The 22,020-nt window shown below is 58.9% G+C and carries 20 protein-coding genes and 1 pseudogene; 10 read left to right on the top strand and 11 right to left on the bottom strand.

The annotated features are described in order from the left end of the window. Positions 1-178: 178 nt before the first annotated feature. The 3 genes from P3G59_RS19085 to P3G59_RS19075 are packed head-to-tail and all read right to left on the bottom strand — an operon-like array spanning position 179 to position 2,152. The gene (locus P3G59_RS19085) at positions 179-580 is read right to left on the bottom strand and encodes a biopolymer transporter ExbD (protein WP_093433931.1); all 402 of its coding nucleotides are present in this window, start codon (positions 578-580) and stop codon (positions 179-181) included. Continuing rightward, positions 580-1,284, bottom strand: coding sequence for a MotA/TolQ/ExbB proton channel family protein (locus tag P3G59_RS19080; RefSeq protein ID WP_277758526.1), 705 nt, complete (start codon positions 1,282-1,284; stop codon positions 580-582). The genes P3G59_RS19085 and P3G59_RS19080 overlap by 1 nt, the downstream gene beginning before the upstream one ends. Positions 1,285-1,333: 49 nt before the next feature. Then, complete coding sequence (locus tag P3G59_RS19075; RefSeq protein WP_277758525.1) at positions 1,334-2,152, bottom strand: energy transducer TonB; 819 nt, start codon at positions 2,150-2,152, stop codon at positions 1,334-1,336. 1,177 nt (positions 2,153-3,329) lie between these two features. Between P3G59_RS19075 and P3G59_RS19070 the strand changes: the two genes are divergently transcribed. After that, positions 3,330-3,953, top strand: a complete 624-nt coding sequence (locus tag P3G59_RS19070) for a glutathione S-transferase N-terminal domain-containing protein (protein ID WP_277758524.1) — start codon at positions 3,330-3,332, stop codon at positions 3,951-3,953. A gap of 131 nt (positions 3,954-4,084) precedes the next feature. On the opposite strand, the gene P3G59_RS19065 is transcribed toward P3G59_RS19070, so the two are convergent. Further along, positions 4,085-4,525, bottom strand: coding sequence for a CBS domain-containing protein (locus P3G59_RS19065; RefSeq protein WP_008084932.1), 441 nt, complete (start codon positions 4,523-4,525; stop codon positions 4,085-4,087). A 198-nt stretch (positions 4,526-4,723) separates the two neighbouring features. On the opposite strand from P3G59_RS19065, the gene P3G59_RS19060 reads away from it, so the two are divergent. After that, positions 4,724-7,084 carry a DNA polymerase II gene (locus P3G59_RS19060; RefSeq protein WP_277758523.1) on the top strand — a complete coding sequence of 787 codons (2,361 nt, stop codon included), beginning with the start codon at positions 4,724-4,726 and terminating at the stop codon, positions 7,082-7,084. Here the strand turns inward: P3G59_RS19060 and P3G59_RS19055 are convergent. Next, the gene (locus P3G59_RS19055) at positions 7,049-7,519 is read right to left on the bottom strand and encodes a DUF1810 domain-containing protein (RefSeq protein ID WP_277758522.1); all 471 of its coding nucleotides are present in this window, start codon (positions 7,517-7,519) and stop codon (positions 7,049-7,051) included. The genes P3G59_RS19060 and P3G59_RS19055 overlap by 36 nt on opposite strands. 25 nt (positions 7,520-7,544) lie before the next feature. Next, the gene (locus P3G59_RS19050) at positions 7,545-8,366 is read right to left on the bottom strand and encodes an aldo/keto reductase (protein ID WP_277758521.1); all 822 of its coding nucleotides are present in this window, start codon (positions 8,364-8,366) and stop codon (positions 7,545-7,547) included. A 291-nt stretch (positions 8,367-8,657) separates the two neighbouring features. On the opposite strand from P3G59_RS19050, the pseudogene P3G59_RS19045 reads away from it, so the two are divergent. Together P3G59_RS19045 and P3G59_RS19040 are read left to right on the top strand one after the other, a co-directional pair. Continuing rightward, positions 8,658-8,852, top strand: a pseudogene (locus P3G59_RS19045) (RHS repeat-associated core domain-containing protein); the annotation flags it as partial. 349 nt (positions 8,853-9,201) lie between these two features. Continuing rightward, complete coding sequence (locus tag P3G59_RS19040) at positions 9,202-9,684, top strand: DUF4265 domain-containing protein (RefSeq protein WP_277758520.1); 483 nt, start codon at positions 9,202-9,204, stop codon at positions 9,682-9,684. A gap of 105 nt (positions 9,685-9,789) precedes the next feature. On the opposite strand, the gene P3G59_RS19035 is transcribed toward P3G59_RS19040, so the two are convergent. Further along, entirely contained in the window at positions 9,790-10,938 is a 1,149-nt protein-coding gene (locus P3G59_RS19035; RefSeq protein WP_277758519.1) for an aldose epimerase family protein, read from the bottom strand. A gap of 358 nt (positions 10,939-11,296) precedes the next feature. On the opposite strand from P3G59_RS19035, the gene P3G59_RS19030 reads away from it, so the two are divergent. From P3G59_RS19030 to P3G59_RS19020, 3 genes are all read left to right on the top strand, one after another. After that, positions 11,297-12,046, top strand: coding sequence for a hypothetical protein (locus P3G59_RS19030; protein WP_277758518.1), 750 nt, complete (start codon positions 11,297-11,299; stop codon positions 12,044-12,046). Positions 12,047-12,135: 89 nt separating this feature from the next. Further along, the gene (locus P3G59_RS19025; protein WP_277758517.1) at positions 12,136-13,350 is read left to right on the top strand and encodes an MFS transporter; all 1,215 of its coding nucleotides are present in this window, start codon (positions 12,136-12,138) and stop codon (positions 13,348-13,350) included. 232 nt (positions 13,351-13,582) lie between these two features. Then, positions 13,583-14,368: a sulfite exporter TauE/SafE family protein gene (locus P3G59_RS19020; RefSeq protein ID WP_277758516.1), complete on the top strand. Its 786-nt coding sequence runs from the start codon at positions 13,583-13,585 to the stop codon at positions 14,366-14,368. A 114-nt stretch (positions 14,369-14,482) separates the two neighbouring features. Here P3G59_RS19020 and P3G59_RS19015 read toward each other — a convergent pair whose 3' ends face one another. Continuing rightward, entirely contained in the window at positions 14,483-14,953 is a 471-nt protein-coding gene (locus P3G59_RS19015) for a GNAT family N-acetyltransferase (protein ID WP_277758515.1), read from the bottom strand. A gap of 208 nt (positions 14,954-15,161) precedes the next feature. Here P3G59_RS19015 and P3G59_RS19010 point away from each other — a divergent pair, with 208 nt between their 5' ends. Next, positions 15,162-15,725 carry a DUF4174 domain-containing protein gene (locus tag P3G59_RS19010; RefSeq protein ID WP_277758514.1) on the top strand — a complete coding sequence of 188 codons (564 nt, stop codon included), beginning with the start codon at positions 15,162-15,164 and terminating at the stop codon, positions 15,723-15,725. 150 nt (positions 15,726-15,875) lie between these two features. Here P3G59_RS19010 and ampC read toward each other — a convergent pair whose 3' ends face one another. Next, positions 15,876-17,042 (bottom strand): class C beta-lactamase, encoded by a 1,167-nt coding sequence (gene ampC, locus P3G59_RS19005; RefSeq protein ID WP_277758513.1) that lies wholly within the window; start codon positions 17,040-17,042, stop codon positions 15,876-15,878. 160 nt (positions 17,043-17,202) lie between these two features. On the opposite strand from ampC, the gene P3G59_RS19000 reads away from it, so the two are divergent. Continuing rightward, positions 17,203-18,075, top strand: coding sequence for a LysR family transcriptional regulator (locus P3G59_RS19000; protein ID WP_277758512.1), 873 nt, complete (start codon positions 17,203-17,205; stop codon positions 18,073-18,075). Positions 18,076-18,177: 102 nt separating this feature from the next. On the opposite strand, the gene gudD is transcribed toward P3G59_RS19000, so the two are convergent. Together gudD and P3G59_RS18990 are read right to left on the bottom strand one after the other, a co-directional pair. Further along, entirely contained in the window at positions 18,178-19,521 is a 1,344-nt protein-coding gene (gene gudD, locus P3G59_RS18995; RefSeq protein ID WP_277758511.1) for a glucarate dehydratase, read from the bottom strand. 39 nt (positions 19,522-19,560) lie between these two features. Beyond that, positions 19,561-20,907 carry an MFS transporter gene (locus P3G59_RS18990; protein WP_277758510.1) on the bottom strand — a complete coding sequence of 449 codons (1,347 nt, stop codon included), beginning with the start codon at positions 20,905-20,907 and terminating at the stop codon, positions 19,561-19,563. Positions 20,908-21,241: 334 nt separating this feature from the next. Here P3G59_RS18990 and P3G59_RS18985 point away from each other — a divergent pair, with 334 nt between their 5' ends. Beyond that, the gene (locus P3G59_RS18985; RefSeq protein WP_277758509.1) at positions 21,242-21,955 is read left to right on the top strand and encodes an FCD domain-containing protein; all 714 of its coding nucleotides are present in this window, start codon (positions 21,242-21,244) and stop codon (positions 21,953-21,955) included. Positions 21,956-22,020: the final 65 nt, after the last annotated feature.

Genomic DNA, 22,020 nt, shown 5'->3' with positions numbered 1-22,020 from the left:
AATTGGCCTTGTGAGCCCCTCATTGCTCCGCTTTCGGTGATACCGCGTGCGGAAAACCACTTTCTTCAAGCAAGCCGATCCCCTCCGAAGACGCAGGGCGTTTTTTCGGTCGGCTGATTGCGACAGGATTCAGCGGGCGGTGGCGGACGCGTCTCGAAAGGCGCGTCCGCCACCGCACTCAGTGGGTGGTCATCACCGATATTTTGGTAATGCCCGAGCGTTCGATCGACGCCATGGCCTTGGCCACCTGGCCGTAATTGACGGCGGAGTCGGCCTGCAACTGCACGCGCACCTCGCTGTCTTTGGCCTTGACCTCCTTGAGGCTGGCTTCCAGCGATTCAGGGGCCAGTTCGGTCTTGGCCAGATAGAACTTGCCGTCCTGATCGACGCTGACTACCACCGGGTCTTTCTTTTCGGCGGGGGCGACGGCGTCGGTTTTCGGCAGGTTCACCTTGATCGCGTTGGTCATCAGCGGTGCGGTGACGATGAACACCACCAGCAGCACGAGCATCACGTCGACCAGCGGCGTGACGTTCATTTCGCTGAGCACTTCATCGCTGTCTTGAGTGGAGAACGACATCAGCTGGCCTCCCGCACGGCGGCTGTGGTTTTGCTGGCGATGGCCTGACGGCTGATGGAAAACGCACTGCGCGAGGCGAGGGCGTCGAAGTCGTGGGCGAAGTCATCCATGTCTGCCGAGGCGAGCTTCAGACGGCGCAGGAAGAAGTTGTAAATCAGCACCGCCGGCACTGCGACGGCGATACCGACACCGGTGGCGATCAGCGCGTGACCGATGGGACCTGCCACCGCTTCCAGGCTGGCGGAACCGGTTTCGCCGATGCTTTTCAGCGCTTCCATGATTCCCCACACGGTGCCGAACAGGCCAATGAACGGCGCGGTACTGCCGATACTGGCGAGGATCGCCTGGCCGTTTTCCAGCGAGCGGCGTTCCTTCTGGATCTGCTGGCGCAGGTTGCGTTCCAGGCGATCCGAGCGGTTGATGGTGTGCGCCAATTGCTGCGTGGTGCGCGGCGATTCTTCCACCAGCAAGGCTTCGAAACCGCTGCTGGCGATGCGCGCCAGCGAGCCCGGATACTGGCTGGCGTGTTCGGCGGCGGTGAGCAGATCCGGCGCGCCCCAGAACGCTTTGCTGAACTGTTTGTTCTGCGCTTTCTGCCGCAGGTACTGCGCCGACTTGACCAGCAGGATCGCCCAGCTGACCACGGAAAACAGCACCAGACCCCAGAGGACACCGGGGACAATCATCGAAGACAAATCGTTCATGGTTACACCTCGCTTGCGTTATTCGGTTGTGCGTTGATTGAGCGTTCGGTTATTGCGGCAATTTGAAATCGATGGTCTGGGTGGCGAAGCCGTCGATCGGCGTGTCACCGCGTTTGGCCGGGATGAATTTCCAGTTCTTCACCGCAGCGACGGCAGCGTCATCCAGTTGCGGCTTGCCGCTGGACTTGGTCACCGTCACCGAGCCGGCGCGACCGTTGGCGAGCACCTGAATGCGCAGCACCACGCTGCCTTCCCAGTTGCGCCGCAGTGCCAGCGACGGGTACTCCGGCGGCGGGTTGCCGAGGCTGGCGAGACCGGAAATCGCTGCCGACTCCTTGACCGGCCCCGGCGCGGCGGCGGGGGCCGGTGGCGCGCTCGGTGTGGTCGGCGCAGCAGGTGCTGCCGGTTGTGCCGGAGCGGGCGGAGCTTTTGGCGGCTCGACCTTTTTCACCGGTTTCGGCTTCTCGACCGGTTTCGGTTTTTCGATCGGCTTGGGCTTCTCCACCGGTTTGGGCGGTGGCTTGACCGCGTCCTCGTCTTCCACCGGTTGTTCCGGTTCCGGCGGGGGAGGCGGCGGCGGTGGCGGTTCCGGTGTCGGCGGTGCCGGTGGTGTCGGGCTGGTCAGCTCGACGGTCATTTCCGGAATCTGCGGCGGCGTTGGCAATGGCTCTGTCCTGGACTGCTGGAGAAACCACCAGGCGCCGCCGTGTATCAGCGCGGACACAGCCACCAGCAACACCATCTGCTGTTTATTCAGACCGCCGGGTTGCGAGGTATTGGCTTTAAAGGCCGGCCTGCCCGAAACCGGCGGGATCGGCGCTTCCCGTAACGGCCCCGGCAGGGATCTGTGCTTTACCGCATCGTTCATTAAAGCTCCCTCGGGTTGATGAAGGGCAATAAGGTGCCGTCCGAACATCCGGGGGATGTTCGAGTGGGTGGGTGCAACTTTCTTCAAGGTGAGCAGAAGCCGATAGTTCAACTATCCGGTAAACAAGGCTTGTGCAAACTTACTGGCTTAAAGCTATCGACTTTGGCTGTTCATTGGCCATTCCCTGGTGCTGTTCTATGTAGGAGCTGTCGCAGGCTGCGGTCTTTTGATGTTGATCTTTAAAGGCAAAATCGAAAGAACGCAGCCTGCGGCAGCTCCTACAGTTGATTGCTCGAATTCTGTTTTGCAACCGCTGTGCCAGATGTTGCCGAAATGTAGAGCAGTTATTTCATGAGTGTTACCCATGTCGCATTTATATAAGTTTTATTGGCTCGCGGAATTTTCTGCGGCGCACAAGTTTCCATTACCCCGTTGCGCGGGGCTTTTTCAGAGGCGAGTCAGACGGAACGCGGTATCACGCTGATCAGCGGGATAGAGCGGCTGCTCTGTTGTCGGCCGGGGTACGAGATGGTGCGCGGCGGACTGATTTGGTGCGGCTCAATGTTTTAGCGGGTCACAGGGCATGTTCCTTGTTTTTGTTTAAATGAAATCAAGCGTTGAAGTTCTGCTTAGTTGCAGTGGCGAGAGCGCTTTTGGTGCAGTTGTAATTGTTGTTGAAGTTATTGTTCGACAATCACGCTGTTGTTCAGTCAAAGCGCATTCACGCAACAGCTTTCTTGGTTGTATTTAAAAAATAAATAGCTCGCTGTTTCGGCGCTCAATAAGGCACCGAGCACATAGCTAGGCCGATGGGCTCAGGTAATAAAGTAAACGTTCAGGCGATCGCCGCTGTTCAGTTGAACCTGGCGTTGGGCGAGTAGATGCAAAAAGACAGAGGCGGGGCAAAGCGTTTGAAGATGCACGCGGTGAACTCCTTGTTGCCAGCTCGGATACGCGAACTTTTGGTTCGCTATCGCACCTTACAAGAACGCGGATAGCGTTCGATGATTGCTCTTGGTGCGGGATGGGCACCGCCAGCGCTGTTTTGCGAGGTTTGAATTCGCAAGTCGCGAGTGCATGGGAAAACCGTGCCAAAACCGATACACAGGCAGATTATTTCTACACCCACGCTACAGCCATCTACCCTGTGGCAATGGCCTTTTCGGGGGGATTGGATATGTACCAGCTCTACGGGCACAGAAACTCAGGCGCCGCCGCCATCGAAGCGGCGCTGGAGCTGTGCCAGATCGCTTACCGCTTCATTGATATCGAAGCCAGCACCGAAGCCGCCGAGGCGCTGGCCCAGCTCAATCCACTGAAGCAGATACCCACCTTGCAACTGCCCGATGGCAGCGCCATCACCGAGAGCGCGGCGATCCTGATTCATCTGGGCCTGACGTTTCCCAAGTCAGGCCTGCTGCCTGCCCAGGCGGATGATCGTGATCAGGCGATTCGTGGTCTGGTCTACATCGTCAGCAATTGTTACGCAGCGATCGGTGTCATCGATTATCCGGAGCGCTGGCTGGTGATGCCTGATGAAGCGTCACGGCAAAACCTGATGGCTGGTGCGCGTGAGCGCTTGCACTGGAGTTGGGAGGTGTTTGCCGACCAGTTTTCCGCCGAGTTGTATCTGGATGACGAAACACCGGGGGCACTGGATGTGCTGGCGGCGGTGGTGACGCGCTGGGCCGGCAGCCGCGAGCATTTGCGTCAGGCGCGACCGGGTTTCTATGCGTGGTTGCAACGGATTGATCGGCACCCGGTGCTGGCGCCGGTCTTCGCCCGGCATTGGCCCGCCTGAATCCACCACAAAACCAAATGTGGGAGCGAGCCTGCTCGCGAAAGCGTCTTGTCAGTCGTAACATTTTTTACTGACAGACCGCTTTCGCGAGCAGGCTCGCTCCCACAGGGGATTGGGGGATGTTGAGGGATTTATTCCCCGCGGATGTACTGCTCCAGCTGCTTGATCAACTCCGCCTGTTCGGCAATTGCTTCCTTGACCAGGTCACCGATCGACAGCAAGCCGATCAACTTGCCGTTCTCTACCACCGGCAAGTGGCGCAGGCGTTTGTCCGACATGATGCCCAGGCAGGTGTCGACGGTTTGATGGGTGTCGACGGTGATCACGTTCGCCACCATGATGTCGCGCACCGGCGTGCCGACCGATGAGCGGCCGTGCAACACCAGTTTGCGCGCGTAATCGCGTTCGCTGATGATGCCGACCACCTTATCGTCTTCGACCACCAGCAAGGCGCCGACGTTTTTTTCGGCCATCTTCATCAGCGCTTCGAGCACCATGTGATCAGGTTTGATCTGGTGCACTTCCTGATTTTTCTGATCTTTGAGCTTGAGCAGTTGGGCGACGGTCTTCATGGCGGTTACTCAGGTGTTGTCGTTGTTATCCAAGCATCGTAGACGCAAGCGCGCAGAGCAAGGTGGCAAAGCGGCAGATAACACGCAAAAAACGTCATTTGCCGGTTTTTTCCGCAGCCGGTGGCGATTTATCGTCAGGGCCATCCCGCGCAATGCCGCGTAGAATGCCCCTCTGATTCAATTCCTGAGGTCGCAGTGGTGGATTTACAGCAGGGCTTCGTCCTGACCCGGCATTGGCGCGACACTCCGGCCGGCACCGAAGTCGAGTTCTGGCTGGCGACCGACGCCGGGCCGCGCCGTGTGCGCCTGCCGCATCAGCCGTCGGTGGCGTTTATCCCTGCCGAGCAGCGCGAAGCGGCCGAACGCCTGCTGCACGACGAAAAGAATGTCGAACTGCGCCCCTTGGCCCTGCAGGATTTCGAACATCGCCCGGTACTCGGCCTGTATTGCCAGCAACACGGCCAGTTGATGCGCCTGGAAACCGCGCTTGACCGCAACGGTGTTGATGTCTTCGAGGCCGACGTGCGTCCGCCGGAGCGCTACCTGATGGAGCGCTTCATCACCGCGCCGGTGCGGTTCAGCGGCACGCCCGATGCCGACGGCGTGTTGCTTAACGCCCATCTCAAACCTGACCCCGATTACCGGCCGAAGCTGCGGTTGGTCTCGCTCGACATCGAAACCACCGAAACCGGCGAGTTGTATTCCATCGCCCTGGAAGGTTGCGGTGAACGTCAGGTGTACATGCTCGGTGCGCCGAACGGCGACGACAGCAGGGTCGATTTCGATCTCGAATACTGCGACTCGCGCACCGTCATTCTGAAGAAGCTCAACGACTGGTTCGCCCGCCACGATCCCGATGCGATCATCGGCTGGAACGTCGTGCAATTCGATTTGCGCATCCTCCACGAACACGCGCGGCGCCTCGGCGTGCCGCTGAAGATCGGCCGTGGCGGCGAAGAAATGCAATGGCGCGAACACGGCAGCCGCAATCACTACTTCGCCTCGGCGGCGGGGCGGTTGATCATCGATGGCATCGAGTCCCTGCGTTCGGCGACCTGGAGTTTCCCCTCGTTCAGTCTGGAAAACGTCGCCCAGACCCTGCTCGGTGAAGGCAAGGCCATCGACAACCCGTACCAGCGCATGGACGAAATCAACCGCATGTTCGCCGAGGACAAACCGGCGCTGGCCAAGTACAACCTCAAGGACTGCGAACTGGTCACGCGGATCTTCGCCAAGACCGAACTGCTGACCTTTTTGCTGGAGCGCGCCAGCGTCACCGGACTGCCGGCGGATAGAAGCGGCGGTTCGGTGGCGGCGTTCACCCATCTGTATATGCCGTTGATGCATCGACAGGGGTTTGTTGCGCCGAACCTCGGCACCAATCCGCCGCAGGCCAGCCCCGGTGGGTTTGTCATGGACTCGCAACCGGGCCTGTACGAATCGGTGCTGGTGCTCGATTACAAGAGCCTTTATCCATCGATCATTCGTACCTTTCTGATCGACCCGGTCGGTCTGATCGAAGGCTTGCAGCACCCGGATGACGCCGACTCGGTGCCGGGCTTCCGTGGCGCGCGTTTCTCGCGCACCCGGCATTGCCTGCCTTCGATTGTCTCGCGCGTTGCCGAGGGCCGCGAGACCGCCAAGCGCGAACACAATGCGCCGTTGTCGCAGGCACTGAAGATCATCATGAACGCCTTCTACGGCGTGCTCGGCTCCAGCGGATGCCGCTTTTTCGATACGCGGCTGGCCTCATCGATCACTCTGCGCGGTCACGAGATCATGCTGCGCACGCGCAAGTTGATCGAAGAGCAGGGCCACGCGGTGATCTATGGCGACACCGATTCAACGTTTGTCTGGCTGCGTCGCCCGCACGGACAGGAAGAAGCGGCGAACATCGGTCATGCGCTGGTCAAGCACGTCAACGATTGGTGGCGCGAGCATGTGCGGGATGAATATGGCCTGGAAAGTGCCCTCGAACTGCAATTCGAAATTCACTACAAACGCTTTCTGATGCCGACCATTCGCGGCGCGGAGGAGGGCAGCAAGAAGCGCTATGCCGGCCTCGTCACCCGCGCTGACGGCAACGACGAAATGGTCTACAAAGGCCTGGAAACCGTGCGCACCGACTGGTCGCTGCTGGCCCGGCAATTCCAGCAGGAACTCTACGAGCGGATCTTCCAGCGCAAGCCCTATCAGGATTACGTGCGCGACTACGTGCGCAAAACCCTCGCCGGCGAGTTCGACGATCGCCTGGTCTACCGCAAGCGCCTGCGCCGCACCCTCGACGATTACGAACGCAACGTGCCGCCGCACGTGCGTGCGGCGCGGCTGGCCGATGACTATAACGCCCGGCATGGCCGGCCGCGCCAATACCAGAACGGTGGCTGGATCAGCTATGTCATCACCCTGGCCGGGCCGGAGCCGCTGGAAGTGCGCCGCGCCGCCATCGATTACGACCACTACATCACCCGGCAACTGCAACCGGTGGCGGACGCGATTCTGCCGTTTGTCGACGACGATTTCTCAACCCTGATCGGGGGGCAACTGGGCTTGTTTTGAGTCGAGCAGTTGCAGTGTCCATTCATCGAGAATGCCGTGGAAGTAGCGTTCCAGTGCTTGCGTGAACACGCTGTCATCAGCGGCAAACTGGGCGAACAGGGTCATCGAGGAGTGAAACTTCAGATCGTCGGGATGGCCGAAAATCTCCGCAATCGAGCGCTGTTGCACCTTCAGTACCAACTGCGTGCAAGTACGCAGGCGCGCACCGAGCAACTCGTGAGCCAGATAGGCTCGGGCTTCCTCGGCCGAACCGATGGCGTAGCGCCTCGACATTTCACTGCCGCCCAGGCCGGCGAACTGCGGGAACACAAACCACATCCAGTGGCTGCGTTTGCGGCCCTCATCGAGTTCGCGTTGCACGCGCTCGAACACCGGGTCCTGGGCCTGGACAAAACGTTGCAGGTTGAATGGGTCGTACTGATCAGTGCTTCTCATCGCGAAGCCCTCGCCAGCCGCTGGCTCAAACCATGGCCAGCCGCTGCTTGCGTTGTGGCGCTTGAAATACCTGGTCCAGCGCCGCCAGATCCCCGACCTCCAGTTGCAGTTGCGCGGCTTGTGCATTGAGTTGCACGTGCTCCGGTCGCACAGCCTTGGGAATCGCAATCACACCATCCTGACGCAGAATCCACGCCAGCGAAACCTGTGCGGGGGTTACACCATGACGAGCGGCAATTTCATTCAGCACCGGTTCAGCCAGCATCGCGCCGCCCTGGCCGATTGGACAGTAGGCCATCAGCGGCAGGCGCTGGTGTTGGCACCACGGCAGCAGGTCGAATTCGATACCGCGCTCTTCGAGGTTGTAGAGCACCTGATTGGTAGCACAGGCTGAACTCGACAGTTCTTCAAGATCATCGACATCGAAATTCGACACGCCCCAACGGCCGATCTTGCCGTCCTCACGCAGGCGTTCGAACGCCTCGACGGTTTCTTCCAGCGGATACTGGCCGCGCCAATGCAACAGATAGAGGTCGATGTAATCGGTGCCGAGCCGCCGCAAGCTGCGCTCGCAAGCTTGCGGGATGCCTTTGCGGCTGGCGTTGTGCGGGTAGACCTTGCTCACCAGAAATACCTGATCGCGCAGGCCGGCGATGGCCTCTCCAACGACGGTTTCGGCGCCGCCCTCGGCGTACATTTCCGCGGTATCGATCAGGGTCATGCCCAGCTCGATACCCGTGCGCAGCGCGGCGACTTCACGCTGGTGCGCCGAGCGGTCTTCGCCCATGCGCCAGGTGCCCTGACCGATGACTGGAACCTGAACGCCGGCCAATTCGAGGGTACGCATGCAAACCTCCTTGCTGAATGTGTCGATACCTTTTAGTGGGCAGCAGGATAGCGCAGGGGTTCAAAAAGCAAAAAAGATCGCAGCCTGCGGCTGCCTGTCGTCGGCAACATCATGGCGCTGGTTGATGCGCTTGGCGATATTGTGACCCTCGCCAAAAGCAAGCAGCGCGAACTACTCGACTGGGTGAGTCTGGGCATCAATTTGATTGGAGCGAGATGATCTACATCGTGAGGTCGTTCGTCATCAAGGCAATCGGCTGCGCCAGATTCAAAAGTGGGACCCGGCAGGTCGCTGAGCAATCCAATTCGTTTCCAAGGTCAGTACCATGATCATGAAACAGGCTTGCACTACAACCGATACAGGTACTACGACCCCCATGTAGGTCGCTTCATCTCAAAGGACCCTATAGGTCTGATGGGTGGCATAAACCTTCATCAATACGCGCCTAACCCAACCCAATGGGTAGACCTTTTGGGGCTGGTGAAGAAACCGCCATCCAAGCGCGCCCTGAAAGACGGCGCCGGAGCCTCGCCTCAAGATATCGCTGCGAGTAAGGTCGGCGGAGGCAGTCGAAAAGGGCAGGGGGCATGTCGCAAAAAACTCATCGATAAAAGTAAGCCGGTGGGCGTTTACAAGTGCTGGCGGTGCGGGCATACCTCAACAAATCCTGATGACATGCACTTGGGGCATAAAAATGTGGCCACCTCAAATGGCGGCAACCTGGCCGATGTCAACGTAGATCTTGAGGGCGCATCGTGTAACCTGAGTGCGGGAAATAGCGGTTACGTGAAAGAAGGCATGTCATGTGTCGAACGTGGAAGTTGTGGAGCGCCATATGGACGATAAAGAATTGCCTGTTCTGATTCAGGTGTTTGTATCAAATGACGATAGCCCTGTATTCGAGGAACTCCCTGCTATTGCGATGGGCTCGGATACTTATGAGCTGCTGTCTTCACCTGGTCTTGCGTTGAATTTGGCTCGAGGTGACGTCATCTCGATCAAGAACAAAAACACCCACGCCGAAGTCCTGAAGCGCGGAGGGAATTTTTGTATTCATATCTACGCCGACTACATTCCCGAGGAGGTCATTGCACAACTCGAAACTGATGTTGGCCGTGAGCTGGGTGGAACGCTTGATGGCGTTTTCGAAGGCAATCTCTCGCTGGCTGTGCCTTCAAGCAACGGCATGGACAAAATCAATGAGTTTTTTGATCGGTTTCGCGAGAAAACGGGGCTCGAATGGTATTACGCCAATATCTATAAAAGTATTGATGACGAAGATGATGAAACGCTTCTGAATTGGTGGCTGCAGAGCTGACTGGTTTGAGGGGAGTTCTGGTTGGCTGCGATCAACGCCTGGGCACGATTAAGTACTTGTGGAGAGGGAACAAGCTCCCTCTCCACAATATTGTGTGATGGCAGGTTATTTCGCGGAGAACTTCAATACCACGCTGTGGCTGTAAGTCTGCCCCGGATCAAGCCGAGTACTCGGGAAGTCGGGCTGATTCGGTGAATCCGGATAATGCTGGGTCTCCAGGGTAAATGCGCCCCAATGCGGATAGACCTTGCCACCCTTGCCCTTGACCGTGCCGTCGAGGAAGTTGCTGGTATAGAACTGCACACCCGGTTCCGTGGTGAACAGCTGCAGGACGCGACCGGACTGCGGGTCACTCACCTCAGTAGCAACTTTGCCGATATCGCCCTTGGTATCCAGCGCCCAGTTGAAATCGAACCCACCCTGTTTCGGCTCGGCAAATTTCAACTGCGGATGATCCGCCTTGATGTGCGTGCCGATTGCGGTCGGCTTGGTGAAGTCCATCGGCGTGCCCGCCACGGGTGCCAGTTCGCCGGTCGGGATCAGTTTGGCGGTGACCGGGGTGTAATGGCTGGCGTGCAGGGTCGCAACCTGTTTGAGGATGTCGCCATTGCCGGCGCCGGCGAGGTTGAAGTAGCTGTGGTTGGTCAGGTTGAGCACGGTCGGTTTGTCGGTGCTGGCCTTGTAGTCGATGCGCAGTTCGTTGTTGTCGGTGAGGCGATAGGTCACTTCGGTGGTGAGGTTGCCGGGGAAGCCCATTTCACCGTCCGCCGAGAGATAGGTCAGGGTCACGCCGACTGAGTCCTTGTTCTTGGTTTCCTGTGCCTTCCAGACTTTCTTGTCGAAGCCCTGCGTGCCGCCGTGCAGCGCGTTGGTCTTGTCGTTCTGCGGCACTTGATAGCGCTTGCCGTCGAGTTCGAACGCGCCCTCGGCGAGGCGATTGCCGAAGCGGCCGATGGTCGCGCCGAAGTACGCGGTGCCTTTCTGGTAGCCCTGCACATCGTCGAAGCCGAGCACGACGTCGTCGAACTTGCCGTGCTTGTCGGCCACTTTCAGCGATTGCAGGGTCGCGCCGTAGGTGATGACGGTGGCTTGCATGCCGTGGCTGTTACGCAGGATGTATTGCTCGACGGGCGTGCCGTCATTGGTTTTGCCGAAGGCTTTGTGTTCGGCGCTGAGGCCGGCCGCGTTGGCAGAGAGGGTGGCGATCATCAGGGACAGTCCGAGGCCGGAGAGCAGGTGACGGGATTGAAGCATGGTTGACCTTCCTTTTTGTTGTTGTTTTCAAAATGGCGCCGATGCCGTGTAGGCGCTGCCGAAGGCTCGGGCCGCGTTGGGACGATCTTTTGATCCTGCTTCTGACAATCAAGATCAAAAGATCGCAGCCTGCGGCAGCTCCTACAGGATAACTAGTCATGCTATTTGTATGCGCAGTGAAGATTTATAGCTGATTAATCGTTTATTTCAACAATAAAGACAGACTAATTAGCGGAAGGGAAAGTGCCGAAGGTCGGCTGATCACATGCACCACTGCACTTTTTCGCAATCGGCGGCTCTATCCATGGCCAGGATGCGGTGACTCCCGCCGCACAGGAATGTGCCCGTTCGAGATTTCATGCCGAGAGCTTTTGCCCTGATCGCTGTTTTTTTCCGCCGCCCGTGCCTGTTGCTGGCGTGTTTGTCGACGCTGTTTTTCAGCGGTTGCAGTCACCAGGACGGCAACGGCTTCTTCAACCAGATGCGTGAAGGGAAGCCGCAGGAGTTCCTGCAGACCAGCGTCGACCGCATGGCCACGCTGGCGATGCGCGACAACCTCAGCAGTCTCTACCGCTTGCAAGGCAAGCTGTACTTGCGCAACCCGGATGAGCTGCGCAAGTCGGGTTTTCTCAACATCCATGCCGCGGTGAAACAGGTTCGCCTGGCCATCGAGCAGCAACAGCCGCTGCCGGTGCTGGGTGGCCGAAAGGACCTGGCGGCGCTCAGCTATGCGATGAGCCCGGAGTTTCTCGGTGACCGCGTCGGTGCATTTATCTATGCGATCGGCAGCATGCTCGTTACCGCCCATGGCAATCGCACCGAGTTCTACATGACCGATGCGATCAACCCGACGTTCGTTCACAACGCTGCTCGCAATATCGAAAAAGCCACGTGGATTTTGTCCCAGCGACAGAACAAGGAAGGCCAGCCGCTGCTGTTTTCCAACGAGATCTCGGAGGAGGGCAGCAACCTGAGTTTTGCCACCGAGTTCGGCAAAATCGTTGCGCGACTGGACCTGATCACGCAGATGCTTGATGAGCGGTATCGGCGGATCGGCCTTAACTACGCGCAGAGTTTGCTGTTCCTGAATTTCTTGCCGGTGCAATGAGTGCGGAGCTCCCACATTGATCCAATAGTGAAAGTTGTTTTTGTATACAATCCGTCGCCACTATTGATCAAAAAGGAGCTGCACCCGTCATGACCGACCCCGCAAGCGCCGATTTCACTCGCGTCGACCGCACCGCCCGAGTGGACAAACTGCCCTATGCCGCGTTGCTGGCGTTCGCCATGACCGGGTTCATCGCCATCCTCACCGAAACCCTGCCCGCCGGGCTGCTGCCGCAAATCGGCGCCGGGCTCAACGTCAGTGAAGTGCTCGCCGGGCAACTGGTGACGCTGTATGCGCTGGGTTCGATTGTCGCGGCGATTCCGCTGACCGTGGCCACGCGCGGCTGGCCACGGCGGCGGGTGTTGTTGATGACCGTTGGCGGATTTTTGCTGTTCAACACCGTCACCACGTTTTCCAGTCATTACGGTTTGACCCTGGCCTCGCGCTTCCTCGCCGGGATGGCGGCCGGGTTGTCGTGGGGGATCATGGCCGGTTATGCGCGCGGCATCGTGCCGGTGCATCAGCAGGGGCGGGCGCTGGCGATGGCCATGCTCGGTACGCCGGTGGCGCTGTCACTGGGCACGCCGGCAGGGACGTGGCTGGGCAATCTGATCGGCTGGCGCGCGTCTTTCGGGATCATGTCGGCGCTGGCTCTGGTGCTGGCGGCGTGGATTGTCATCGCCGTGCCGGATCGTCCGGGGCAAACCAGCGAGGAGCGTCTGCCGCTGCTCGAATCGATGCGTTTGCCGGGTGTGCGACCGGTGCTGTTCGTGGTGCTGACGTGGATGCTCGGGCACAACATTCTCTATACCTACATCGCGCCGTTTCTGATGCAGGCCGGGCTGGCTGATCGGGTTGATCTGGTGCTGCTGGTGTTTGGCCTGTGTTCGCTGGTGGGGATCTGGATCATCGGCGTGCTGGTGGATCGCTGGCTGCGCTGGCTGACGTTGATCAGCCTTGCGGTGTTTGCGTTGACCGCATTGGTGTTGGCGCTGGCAGCGCCGTCACCACTGGTCATTTATATGTGCATGGCGGTATGGGGGCTGTCGTTTGGCGGCTCGGCCACTTTGCTGCTGACCTCGGCGGCGGATTCGGCCGGTGAACATGTCGATGTGGTGCAGGCGATGCTCACCACCTCATGGAACGTGGCGATTGCCGGTGGCGGCTTGTTTGGTGGGTTGTTGCTGGATCGCGCGGGGGCGATGTCGTTTCCGTGGGCGTTGCTGATTCTGTCGCTGATCGCACTGGCCACGGTGTGGATCAACAAAAACCATAGCTTCAAACCGGGGCGGCGGGTGCATTGATTCATCAGCCACCCCCACGACCCCTGTGGGAGCGAGCCTGCTCGCGAATGCGGTGGATCATTCAACTCATGTGTCGACTGACACAACGTATTCGCGAGCAGGCTCGCTCCCACAGTGGAAAGAGTGGTGAGTTCGATATGGCATAACGATAGACCGCATCGATATATGTGGTTATAAGAAAAATCGCTATGCTGCGGGCCAGATTTTTCCTGTCGTTTTTCTGGACGTGTTAATGGAATTGGCGAATTTCGGCCTGGTGATTGCCGGGCTGGTGGTGGGTTTTATTGTCGGCATGACCGGTGTCGGCGGTGGTTCGTTGATGACGCCGATCCTGTTGTGGTTCGGCATCAACCCGGCAACGGCGGTGGGCACCGACCTGCTGTACGCCGCCATTACCAAATCCAGTGGCGTGCTCGTTCACCGCAAGAATAAAAACATCGACTGGGCCATCACCGGCTGGCTGACCCTCGGCAGCGTGCCGGCGGTGGCCATGACCCTGTGGTTCCTCAGCACCCTGCACACCGCGCCGGACGCGATGAACGCCATCATCAAACAGGCGCTGGGCTTCGTCCTGTTCGCCACGGCGCTGGCGATCTTCTTCAAGAAACGCTTGCTCGAGTTCGCCCACAAACGCGCCGGTGGCAACTACAACCCGAGTGGTTCGCGCCTGAACGTGATGACCGTAATCACCGGTCTGATCCTCGGCACCATGGTCGCCCTGACCTCGATCGGTGCAGGCGCCCTCGGCACTGTTGCGCTGTTCATTCTCTATCCGCTGCTGCCGACCCGCCGTCTGGTCGGCACTGAAATCGCTCACGCCGTGCCGCTGACGCTGGTCGCAGGTCTCGGCCACGCGAGCATGGGCAACATGGATTGGAGTGTGCTGGGCTTCTTGCTGGTGGGTTCGTTGCCAGGCATTTGGCTCGGCAGCCACCTGACCGGACGCATCTCCGATGAAGTGCTGCGCCCGTGCCTGGCGACGATGCTGGTACTGATCGGTTACAAACTGGCTTTTTAACGCCTGCTGACAATGTCCCCTGTAGGAGCTGCCGAAGGCTGCGATCTTTTGATCCTTGTTTTTAAGATCAAGATCAAAAGATCGCAGCCTTCGGCAGCTCCTACAGGTTATTTGTCATGAGGGATTGCGAGTGGTGTATTTCATCACCGTCACCGGCAACTCGTCGTAGACCAATTCTTCAACCACTTCCCAGCCCAGCCGCGCATACAGCGACTGCGACGTGTCGGTGTACAGATACAACTCCCGCACACCCAACGCCGTCGCTTCCGCGACCACTCGATTGACCAGTTGCGAAGCAATCCCGCGACCGCGCTCCTCAGCCTTCACGTAAACCCCGGCCAGCCAAGGCGTCAGGTTCGGGCGCAGCTTCAAATCGTTTTCGATCAGCAGCGCACCGCCCAGGAGCCGCGAACCCTCTAGCGCTACCACGACACTCGGCACGGCACCTTTGCCGCAGGAATCGCGCATGTGTTCGATGCGGTGTTCGACGGTTTGCCCGGGACGAAACTCGCCCCACTCCTTGAAGTTGAGCGTGGCCAGTTCTTCGATCAATTCGGGGTGATCGCACAGGTAATCGATGTGCATACGGGTCAACTCCATTCCATTGGCAGAACCACCACCCTAATGTGGTCATAAAAGGTAATCAAATCCGCGTTGCGATCACCTCGGATATGTTGCGCAATGTCGCGCCTGTCCTAAGCTTCTGACTAGGCGGAAGATATTTGCCGGGCTGTCCCGGAACAATCGCCACGATGCGCAATCATTAGAGCGTGGATATCAAAAGGAGATGCGCATGCTCATCAGGTCACTGACCCTGACACTCTTGCTGGCGATTGCCGGCCCCTTGTTCGCCGCTGACAACGATTCGCCCATCGCCGGGGACCTGGGCCGCGCCCGACCGCTGATCGTGATCGCACAAAGCACGGTCGACCCTGTGTGGGTAGCCCTTAAAAAGTCGCTGGAGGATCCGGCCAACAAAAAGGGCGTCACCGACCGCAACATCAAGGTCTACACCATCCTCAACATGTCCGGCCAGCTCGACGGCAAGGACATGGGCCAGCAAGACACCATGGCGCTGCTGCGCTCGCTGAAGCTCGGTGCCGGGGCGTATCCGAAAGTGTTTCTGGTGGGCAAGGACGGCGAGACCAAACTCTCGGCGTCGGGGGATGAAGCGAAGTCGGTGGATCTGAAGAAGATCTTCGACACCATCGATGCCATGCCGATGGCCGAGAAGGAAGCGGCCGCTGCGGCTCAGGCGCCGGTTGCTGCTACGCCGGAACCTGCCAAAGGCGCGAAGAACGCCAAACCCGCCAAGCCTGCGAAACCCGCCAAGCCGCCGGAAATGCCGGATGACTGATCGCGTAAGCGAGCTCTGAAAAATGGGCGATCTCACCAGGATCGCTCATTTTTTTGCCAGCAAAAAGATCGCAGCCTGCGGCAGCTCCTACAGGACCGGGTTTTGACTCGGTCAATGTAGGAGCTGCCGCAGGCTGCGATCTTTTGATTTTCAGTCAGCAACAGCGCTAAGAATTTTGTGAGCGATTTTCACCCGCTCAGGAATCGGGAAGTTTTTGTTGGCCATGATCACGATGCCAATGTCCTTGCTCGGCACAAACGCCACATAAGTGCCAAAACCACCGGTAGAGCCAGTCTTGTTGATCAACACATCGTGCGGCTGCGGTTGCGGCGGATTCAGCCACTGCACCTTGTGCGCTTCCATGGCCATTTCCGTCGAGTTGCCGGCCAGCAAGCGCTCGAGACTGATCGGGTAGCGATACATTTCCCAACCCAGACCCTGAGTCATGTCACCGACGGTGTAATAACCGGTGTGGGTATTGGCGATGGTTTTTTGCAGGGACGCTTCAAGCGATTGCGGTTTCAGGTTGGCCTGCACGTAACGCAGCATGTCCACGGCGCTGGTTTTCACCCCATAAGCTTGTGCGTCCAGCGCACCCGGTGTGACGCGCACAGGTTTGCCATTCTTGTCGTAGCCCTGCGCATACAGGTCCATTTGCTCGGCAGGCACGCTGAGATAGGTGTGCTGTAAACCGAGTTTCGGCAGCAGGGTTTGTGTCATCGCCTGATCAAACGGCTGGCCGAGGCTTTTCGCCGCCAGATAACCGAACAACCCAAGGCTTGGATTTGAATACTGGCGATGGCTGCCTGCCGGATACACCGGTTTCCACTGTTGGAAATAGCCGAGCATCTTGTCAGACGAGTCCGCATTGTCCGGGAATTGCAGCGGCAAACCGCCGGCGCTGTAGGTGCCCAGTTGCAGCACGCTGATGTTGTCGAAGGCGCTGCCTTTCAGATCAGGCCAGAGCTGACTGGCCTTGGTCGACAGGTCCAGTTTGCCGGTGGCCTGGGCGTAACCGGCGAGGGTGGCGGTGAAGGTTTTGCTTACCGAGCCGATTTCAAACAAGGTGTTTTCGCTGACTTTCTGCCCGGTGTCTTTGCTGGCGACGCCGTAGTTAAAGTAATGCGCTTTGCCGTTGACGGTCAGCGCCACGGTGAGGCCAGGAACGTTCTGTTGTTGCATCACCGGGGTCACTGCGGCGTCGACCAGCGCAGACAGTTGCGCATCGCCGGGCACGGCGGCCAGGCAGGTATTGGCGCCAACAAGCAGACTGAAAGCAGCACAGGAAATGACTTTGCTCGATTGAATGGATGGCATGAATGAACCACTCTCCATGAGTGTTGATAGTGTTATCCCGCTACACTGCGGGCGTTTTCCGGGTTGGGTGACTGATCAGCGCCGCCAATTTAGTCAGAGCGGCACCAATCGACAAACGACGAAAACTCGCACGAGCCATTAGAAAAATTTGGGACTGGGCATGATTCGACCGCAATTGCCGCTCAACGCACTGCGCGCCTTTGAAGCCTCCGCGCGTCATCTGAGTTTCACCCGCGCTGCTGTGGAGCTGTGTGTCACGCAAGCGGCTGTCAGCCATCAGGTCAAAAGCCTGGAAGCGCAACTCAACGTCACGCTGTTCAAACGCCTGCCCCGTGGGCTGATGCTGACCAGCGAAGGCGAAACCTTGCTGCCGGTGCTGAGCACGTCGTTCGATCACATCGCGCAGATCCTCGAACGCCTCGCTGGTGGACAGTATCGCGAAATGTTGACGGTCGGTGCGGTGGGCACCTTCGCCGTGGGTTGGCTGTTGCCGAGGCTGGCGGACTTCCGGGCGAAACATCCGCTCATAGATTTGCGGCTGTCGACCAACAACAATCGCGTGGATGTCGCCGCTGAAGGTCTCGATTACGCAATTCGCTTCGGTGCAGGCGCGTGGCATGGCATTGAGGCGACGCGTTTGCTCGATGCACCGCTGTCGGTGTTGTGCGTGCCGGACATCGCCCGGCGATTGCATTCGCCGGGTGATCTTTTGCAGCAGACGTTGCTGCGCTCCTATCGCACCGATGAATGGCCGCAGTGGTTTGAGGCAGCCGGGTTGGCGACTCATGCAGCACCGCCGCAAAGCATAGTGTTCGATTCTTCGTTGGCGATGATGGAAGCGGCGTTGCAGGGCAGTGGGGTGGCATTGGCGCCGCCACTGATGTTCGCCCGGCAACTGGCGGCGGATGCGATTTGTCAGCCGTTTGCGATTGAGATTACGACGGGGAGTTACTGGTTGACGCGCTTGCAGTCGCGCCCTGAAACAGCGGCGATGCTCGCCTTCAAAAACTGGCTGCTGCAACTATCAAGCTGACACAAACCCTGTAGGAGCTGCCGAAGGCTGCGATCTTTTGATCTTCAAAACAGAATCAAAAGATCGCAGCCTTCGGCAGCTCCTACAGTTATCAGTGAGGCATCAGCGCACCAGACACGGCCGCTTGTTATCAAACTTCCATCCCGGAATCAAAAACTGCATCGCCACGCTGTCATCCCGCGCGCCGAGGTCCATGCCTTTATACAGCTCGTGGGCCTTGGCCACCTGGTCCATGTCCAGCTCCACGCCCAGCCCCGGTTTTTTTGGCACTTGCACGAGTCCGTCGACGATTTGCAGCGGGGCCTTGGTCAGGCGCTGGCCGTCCTGCCAGATCCAGTGGGTGTCGATGGCGGTGATCTCGCCCGGCGCGGCAGCGGCGACATGGGTGAACATCGCCAGCGAGATATCGAAGTGGTTGTTGGAATGCGAGCCCCAGGTCAGGCCCCATTCATGGCACATCTGCGCCACACGCACCGAACCCTGCATCGTCCAGAAATGCGGGTCGGCCAGTGGAATGTCCACCGACTGCAACTGGATCGCATGACCCATCTCACGCCAGTCAGTGGCGATCATATTGGTAGCGGTTTTCAGCCCCGTGGCACGGCGGAATTCGGCCATCACTTCGCGACCGGAATACCCGTTTTCCGCGCCGCACGGGTCTTCGGCGTAGGCGAGCACCTGATGCTGATCGCGGCACAAACGAATGGCTTCTTTCAGTGACCACGCGCCGTTCGGATCGAGGGTAATCCGCGCCTCCGGGAAGCGCTCGGCCAGTGCCGTTACCGCTTCGATTTCCGCATCACCGCTGAGTACGCCGCCCTTGAGCTTGAAGTCCTTGAAACCGTATTTCCCATGGGCCGCTTCGGCGAGGCGCACCACGGCTTCGGCAGTCATGGCCTTCTCGTGACGCACGCGGAACCAGTCATTGTCGGCATCCGGTTCGCTGCGATAGGCGAGGTCAGTTTCGCGCTGATCGCCAACGTAAAACAGATAGCCGAGCATCTTCACTTCGTCGCGTTGCTGGCCTTCGCCAAGCAAAGCCGCCACCGGTACATCGAGATGTTGACCGATCAGGTCGAGCAGCGCGGCTTCGAGGCCCGTCACCGCGTGGATGGTGATGCGCAGGTCAAACGTCTGCAGACCACGACCGCCGGCATCGCGGTCGGCGAAGGTCTGGCGAACTTGATTGAGGATCTTCTGATAGCTGCCGATCGGGCTGCCGACCACCAGGCTGCGCGCGTCTTCCAGGGTCTGGCGAATGCGCTCGCCACCGGGCACTTCACCGACGCCAGTGTGGCCGGCGTTGTCCTTGAGAATAACGATGTTGCGGGTGAAAAACGGCCCGTGGGCGCCGCTCAGATTGAGCAGCATGCCGTCATGGCCGGCCACCGGGATGACCTGCATGTCGGAGATGATCGGGGCTTTGGCGGTGTCGTGTGCGGTCATGTTTTTATCCTTTTAAGGCGCATTCTTTAAAAGTGAAAGTCAGGCATGCTTTGGCGCGGCATCGACCACGGGAATTTCAGCAACAGGTTTCGGTGCAGTGCGCGCGAAGAACACGATGATTGCAGCAATGATCGAGGTCGCAGCCAGGCCATAGAGGCCGCCCTGAATCGAGCCGGTGTGTTCTTCGAGCAGGCCGAACGTGGTCGGCGCGACGAACCCGCCGAGGTTGCCCACCGAGTTGATCAACGCGATTACCGCCGCGGCAATACGTGCATCCAGATACGCCTGCGGAATCGGCCAGAACAGCGACGACGCGGATTTGAAACCCAGCGCGGCAAAGCAGATCGCAACGAAAGCGAAGATCGGCCCGCCGGTGGTGGACATGAACATCCCCGCCGCGGCGATCAACAGTGCGGTGGCGACCCACGCCTGCTGGTGTTTCCACTTGGCCGAGAACGAAGCGAAGGCGTACATGCCGATGATCGACAGCAGCCACGGAATCGAGTTGAACAGGCCGACCTGGAAGTCGCTCATCTCGCCCATTTTCTTGATGATGCTCGGCAGCCAGAAAGTCGCCGCGTAGATCGTCAACTGAATGAAGAAGTAGATCAGGCAGAACAGAATGATCTGGCGATCCTTGAGCAATTTGCCCATCGATGGCCGGATCGGCGTCGCGGCTTCGCGGGCTTTCTGTTCCGCGTCGATGGCGTTGACCAGTGCGTCCTGCTCGGCACGGCTCAGCCATTTCGCGTCGTGAGGTTTGGCGTCGAGCCAGAACCAGACAAACACGCACAGGCCCACCGAGAACATCCCTTCAATGAAATACATCCACTGCCAGCCGTGCATGCCCAGCCCGTTGATCTGCAGAAGCAGGCCGGATAACGGGCCGGAGATCAACGAGGCCACGGCCGAGCCGCTGAGGAAGATCGCAATGGCCTTGCCACGCTCGGCGCCGGGCAGCCAGCGGGTGAAGTAATAGATCACGCCCGGAAAGAACCCGGCCTCGGCCACACCAAGCAAAAAGCGCAACACGTAGAAGTGGGTTTCGTTCTGGATGAACGCCATGCCGGCGGCAACCAGGCCCCAGGTGAGCATGATGCGAGTCAGCCAGATGCGTGCGCCGACTTTCTGCAGCAGCATGTTGGAAGGGACTTCGAACAGCGCGTAACCGATGAAGAACAGCCCGGCGCCGAAGCCGTAAGCGGCGGCACCAATGCCCAGGTCGTGTTCCATATGGGTGCGGACGAAACCGATGTTCACCCGGTCAATGTAATTGACGATGAACATGATCACGAAGAGCGGCAGGACGTGGCGTTTGACTTTCGAGATGGCGGACGCGAGTGTCGAATCGACGCCCTCGTTCATCCCGGAGATGGAGGTTTTCACTTGGTTTTCTCCCACTGATTATTTTTATGCGGGGTAGGGCAGGTGCTGCGTTGTTGATAGACATCATACAACTGAGATTTTTTGTCCTACAAGTGGTTAGGGCCGATTATTTTCGTCTGTGTGGCCATTTTTTATGCTTTATTGCGTTTATCGCCAATGTTTATTGGTTTTTATCGGACGGTGTGATCAATCGGGGCGGCGCCTTAATCGTCAGGATGGTTTGAGGTTGTATACTTGTATTTGAGTGTTGTCATACAAGTTGCTGCGCTAAAATCAATCTCGCCAGCATCTGCGCGGTGCTACGATCCGCAAGCACCGAATACCGGAATTGACCATGCCAGAAGACCTCGACGCCCCCGCCCGTAAACGTGCGCACAACCTCGCGCATGATTTGGTGGAGAAACTCACCCAGAGCATCCTGCTCGGCCAGTTGTCCCCCGGTGACAAACTGCCGTCGGAAAACGCCATCGTTCAGGAACACGGTGTCAGCCGCACCGTGGTGCGCGAGGCAATTTCCAAATTGCAGGCTTCGGGGCTGGTCGAGACGCGCCACGGCATCGGCACGTTCGTCATCGAGCGCGCGGCGGAGCAGGGCTTGCGCCTAAACGTCGACACGGCGCTCGGCGTGCGCAGCATTCTCGAACTGCGCCTTGGTCTGGAAACGCAGGCGGCGGCGCTGGCGGCGCAACGGCGTACGGAGCAGCAATTGCTGCAAATGCGTCAGGCGCTGGATGACTATCAGCGCCTGTTGGACAACAACGACAGTTGCGTCGAGGCCGATCGGCGCTTTCATCTGCTGATCGCCGAGGCGACCGGCAATGTCTGCTTCAGCGAGATCATGCAGCACTTGGGCAGCGCGATGATCCCGCGTCACCGGCTTAACGCCGCCGAGCGCGGTGCGGCAGACCTGAGCAAACTGGGGCAACTGGCCAATCTTGAACACGAGGCAATTCTGAATGCGATCACGCGCCAGGATGCGGATGCCGCGCGGGCTGCCATGTGGCTGCACCTGACCAACAGCCGCGACCGGTTTTCCGCTCGGGGTTGATCGCCGTCGGTCTGTTCGATAGCACGCTGCCGGCAGGGCTGATTCCAAGTTGTACGGCCCGGGTT

The sequence above is a fragment of the Pseudomonas sp. A34-9 genome (assembly GCF_029543085.1).
Classification (GTDB): domain Bacteria; phylum Pseudomonadota; class Gammaproteobacteria; order Pseudomonadales; family Pseudomonadaceae; genus Aquipseudomonas.
This window is presented reverse-complemented; position numbering and strand designations above follow the sequence as displayed.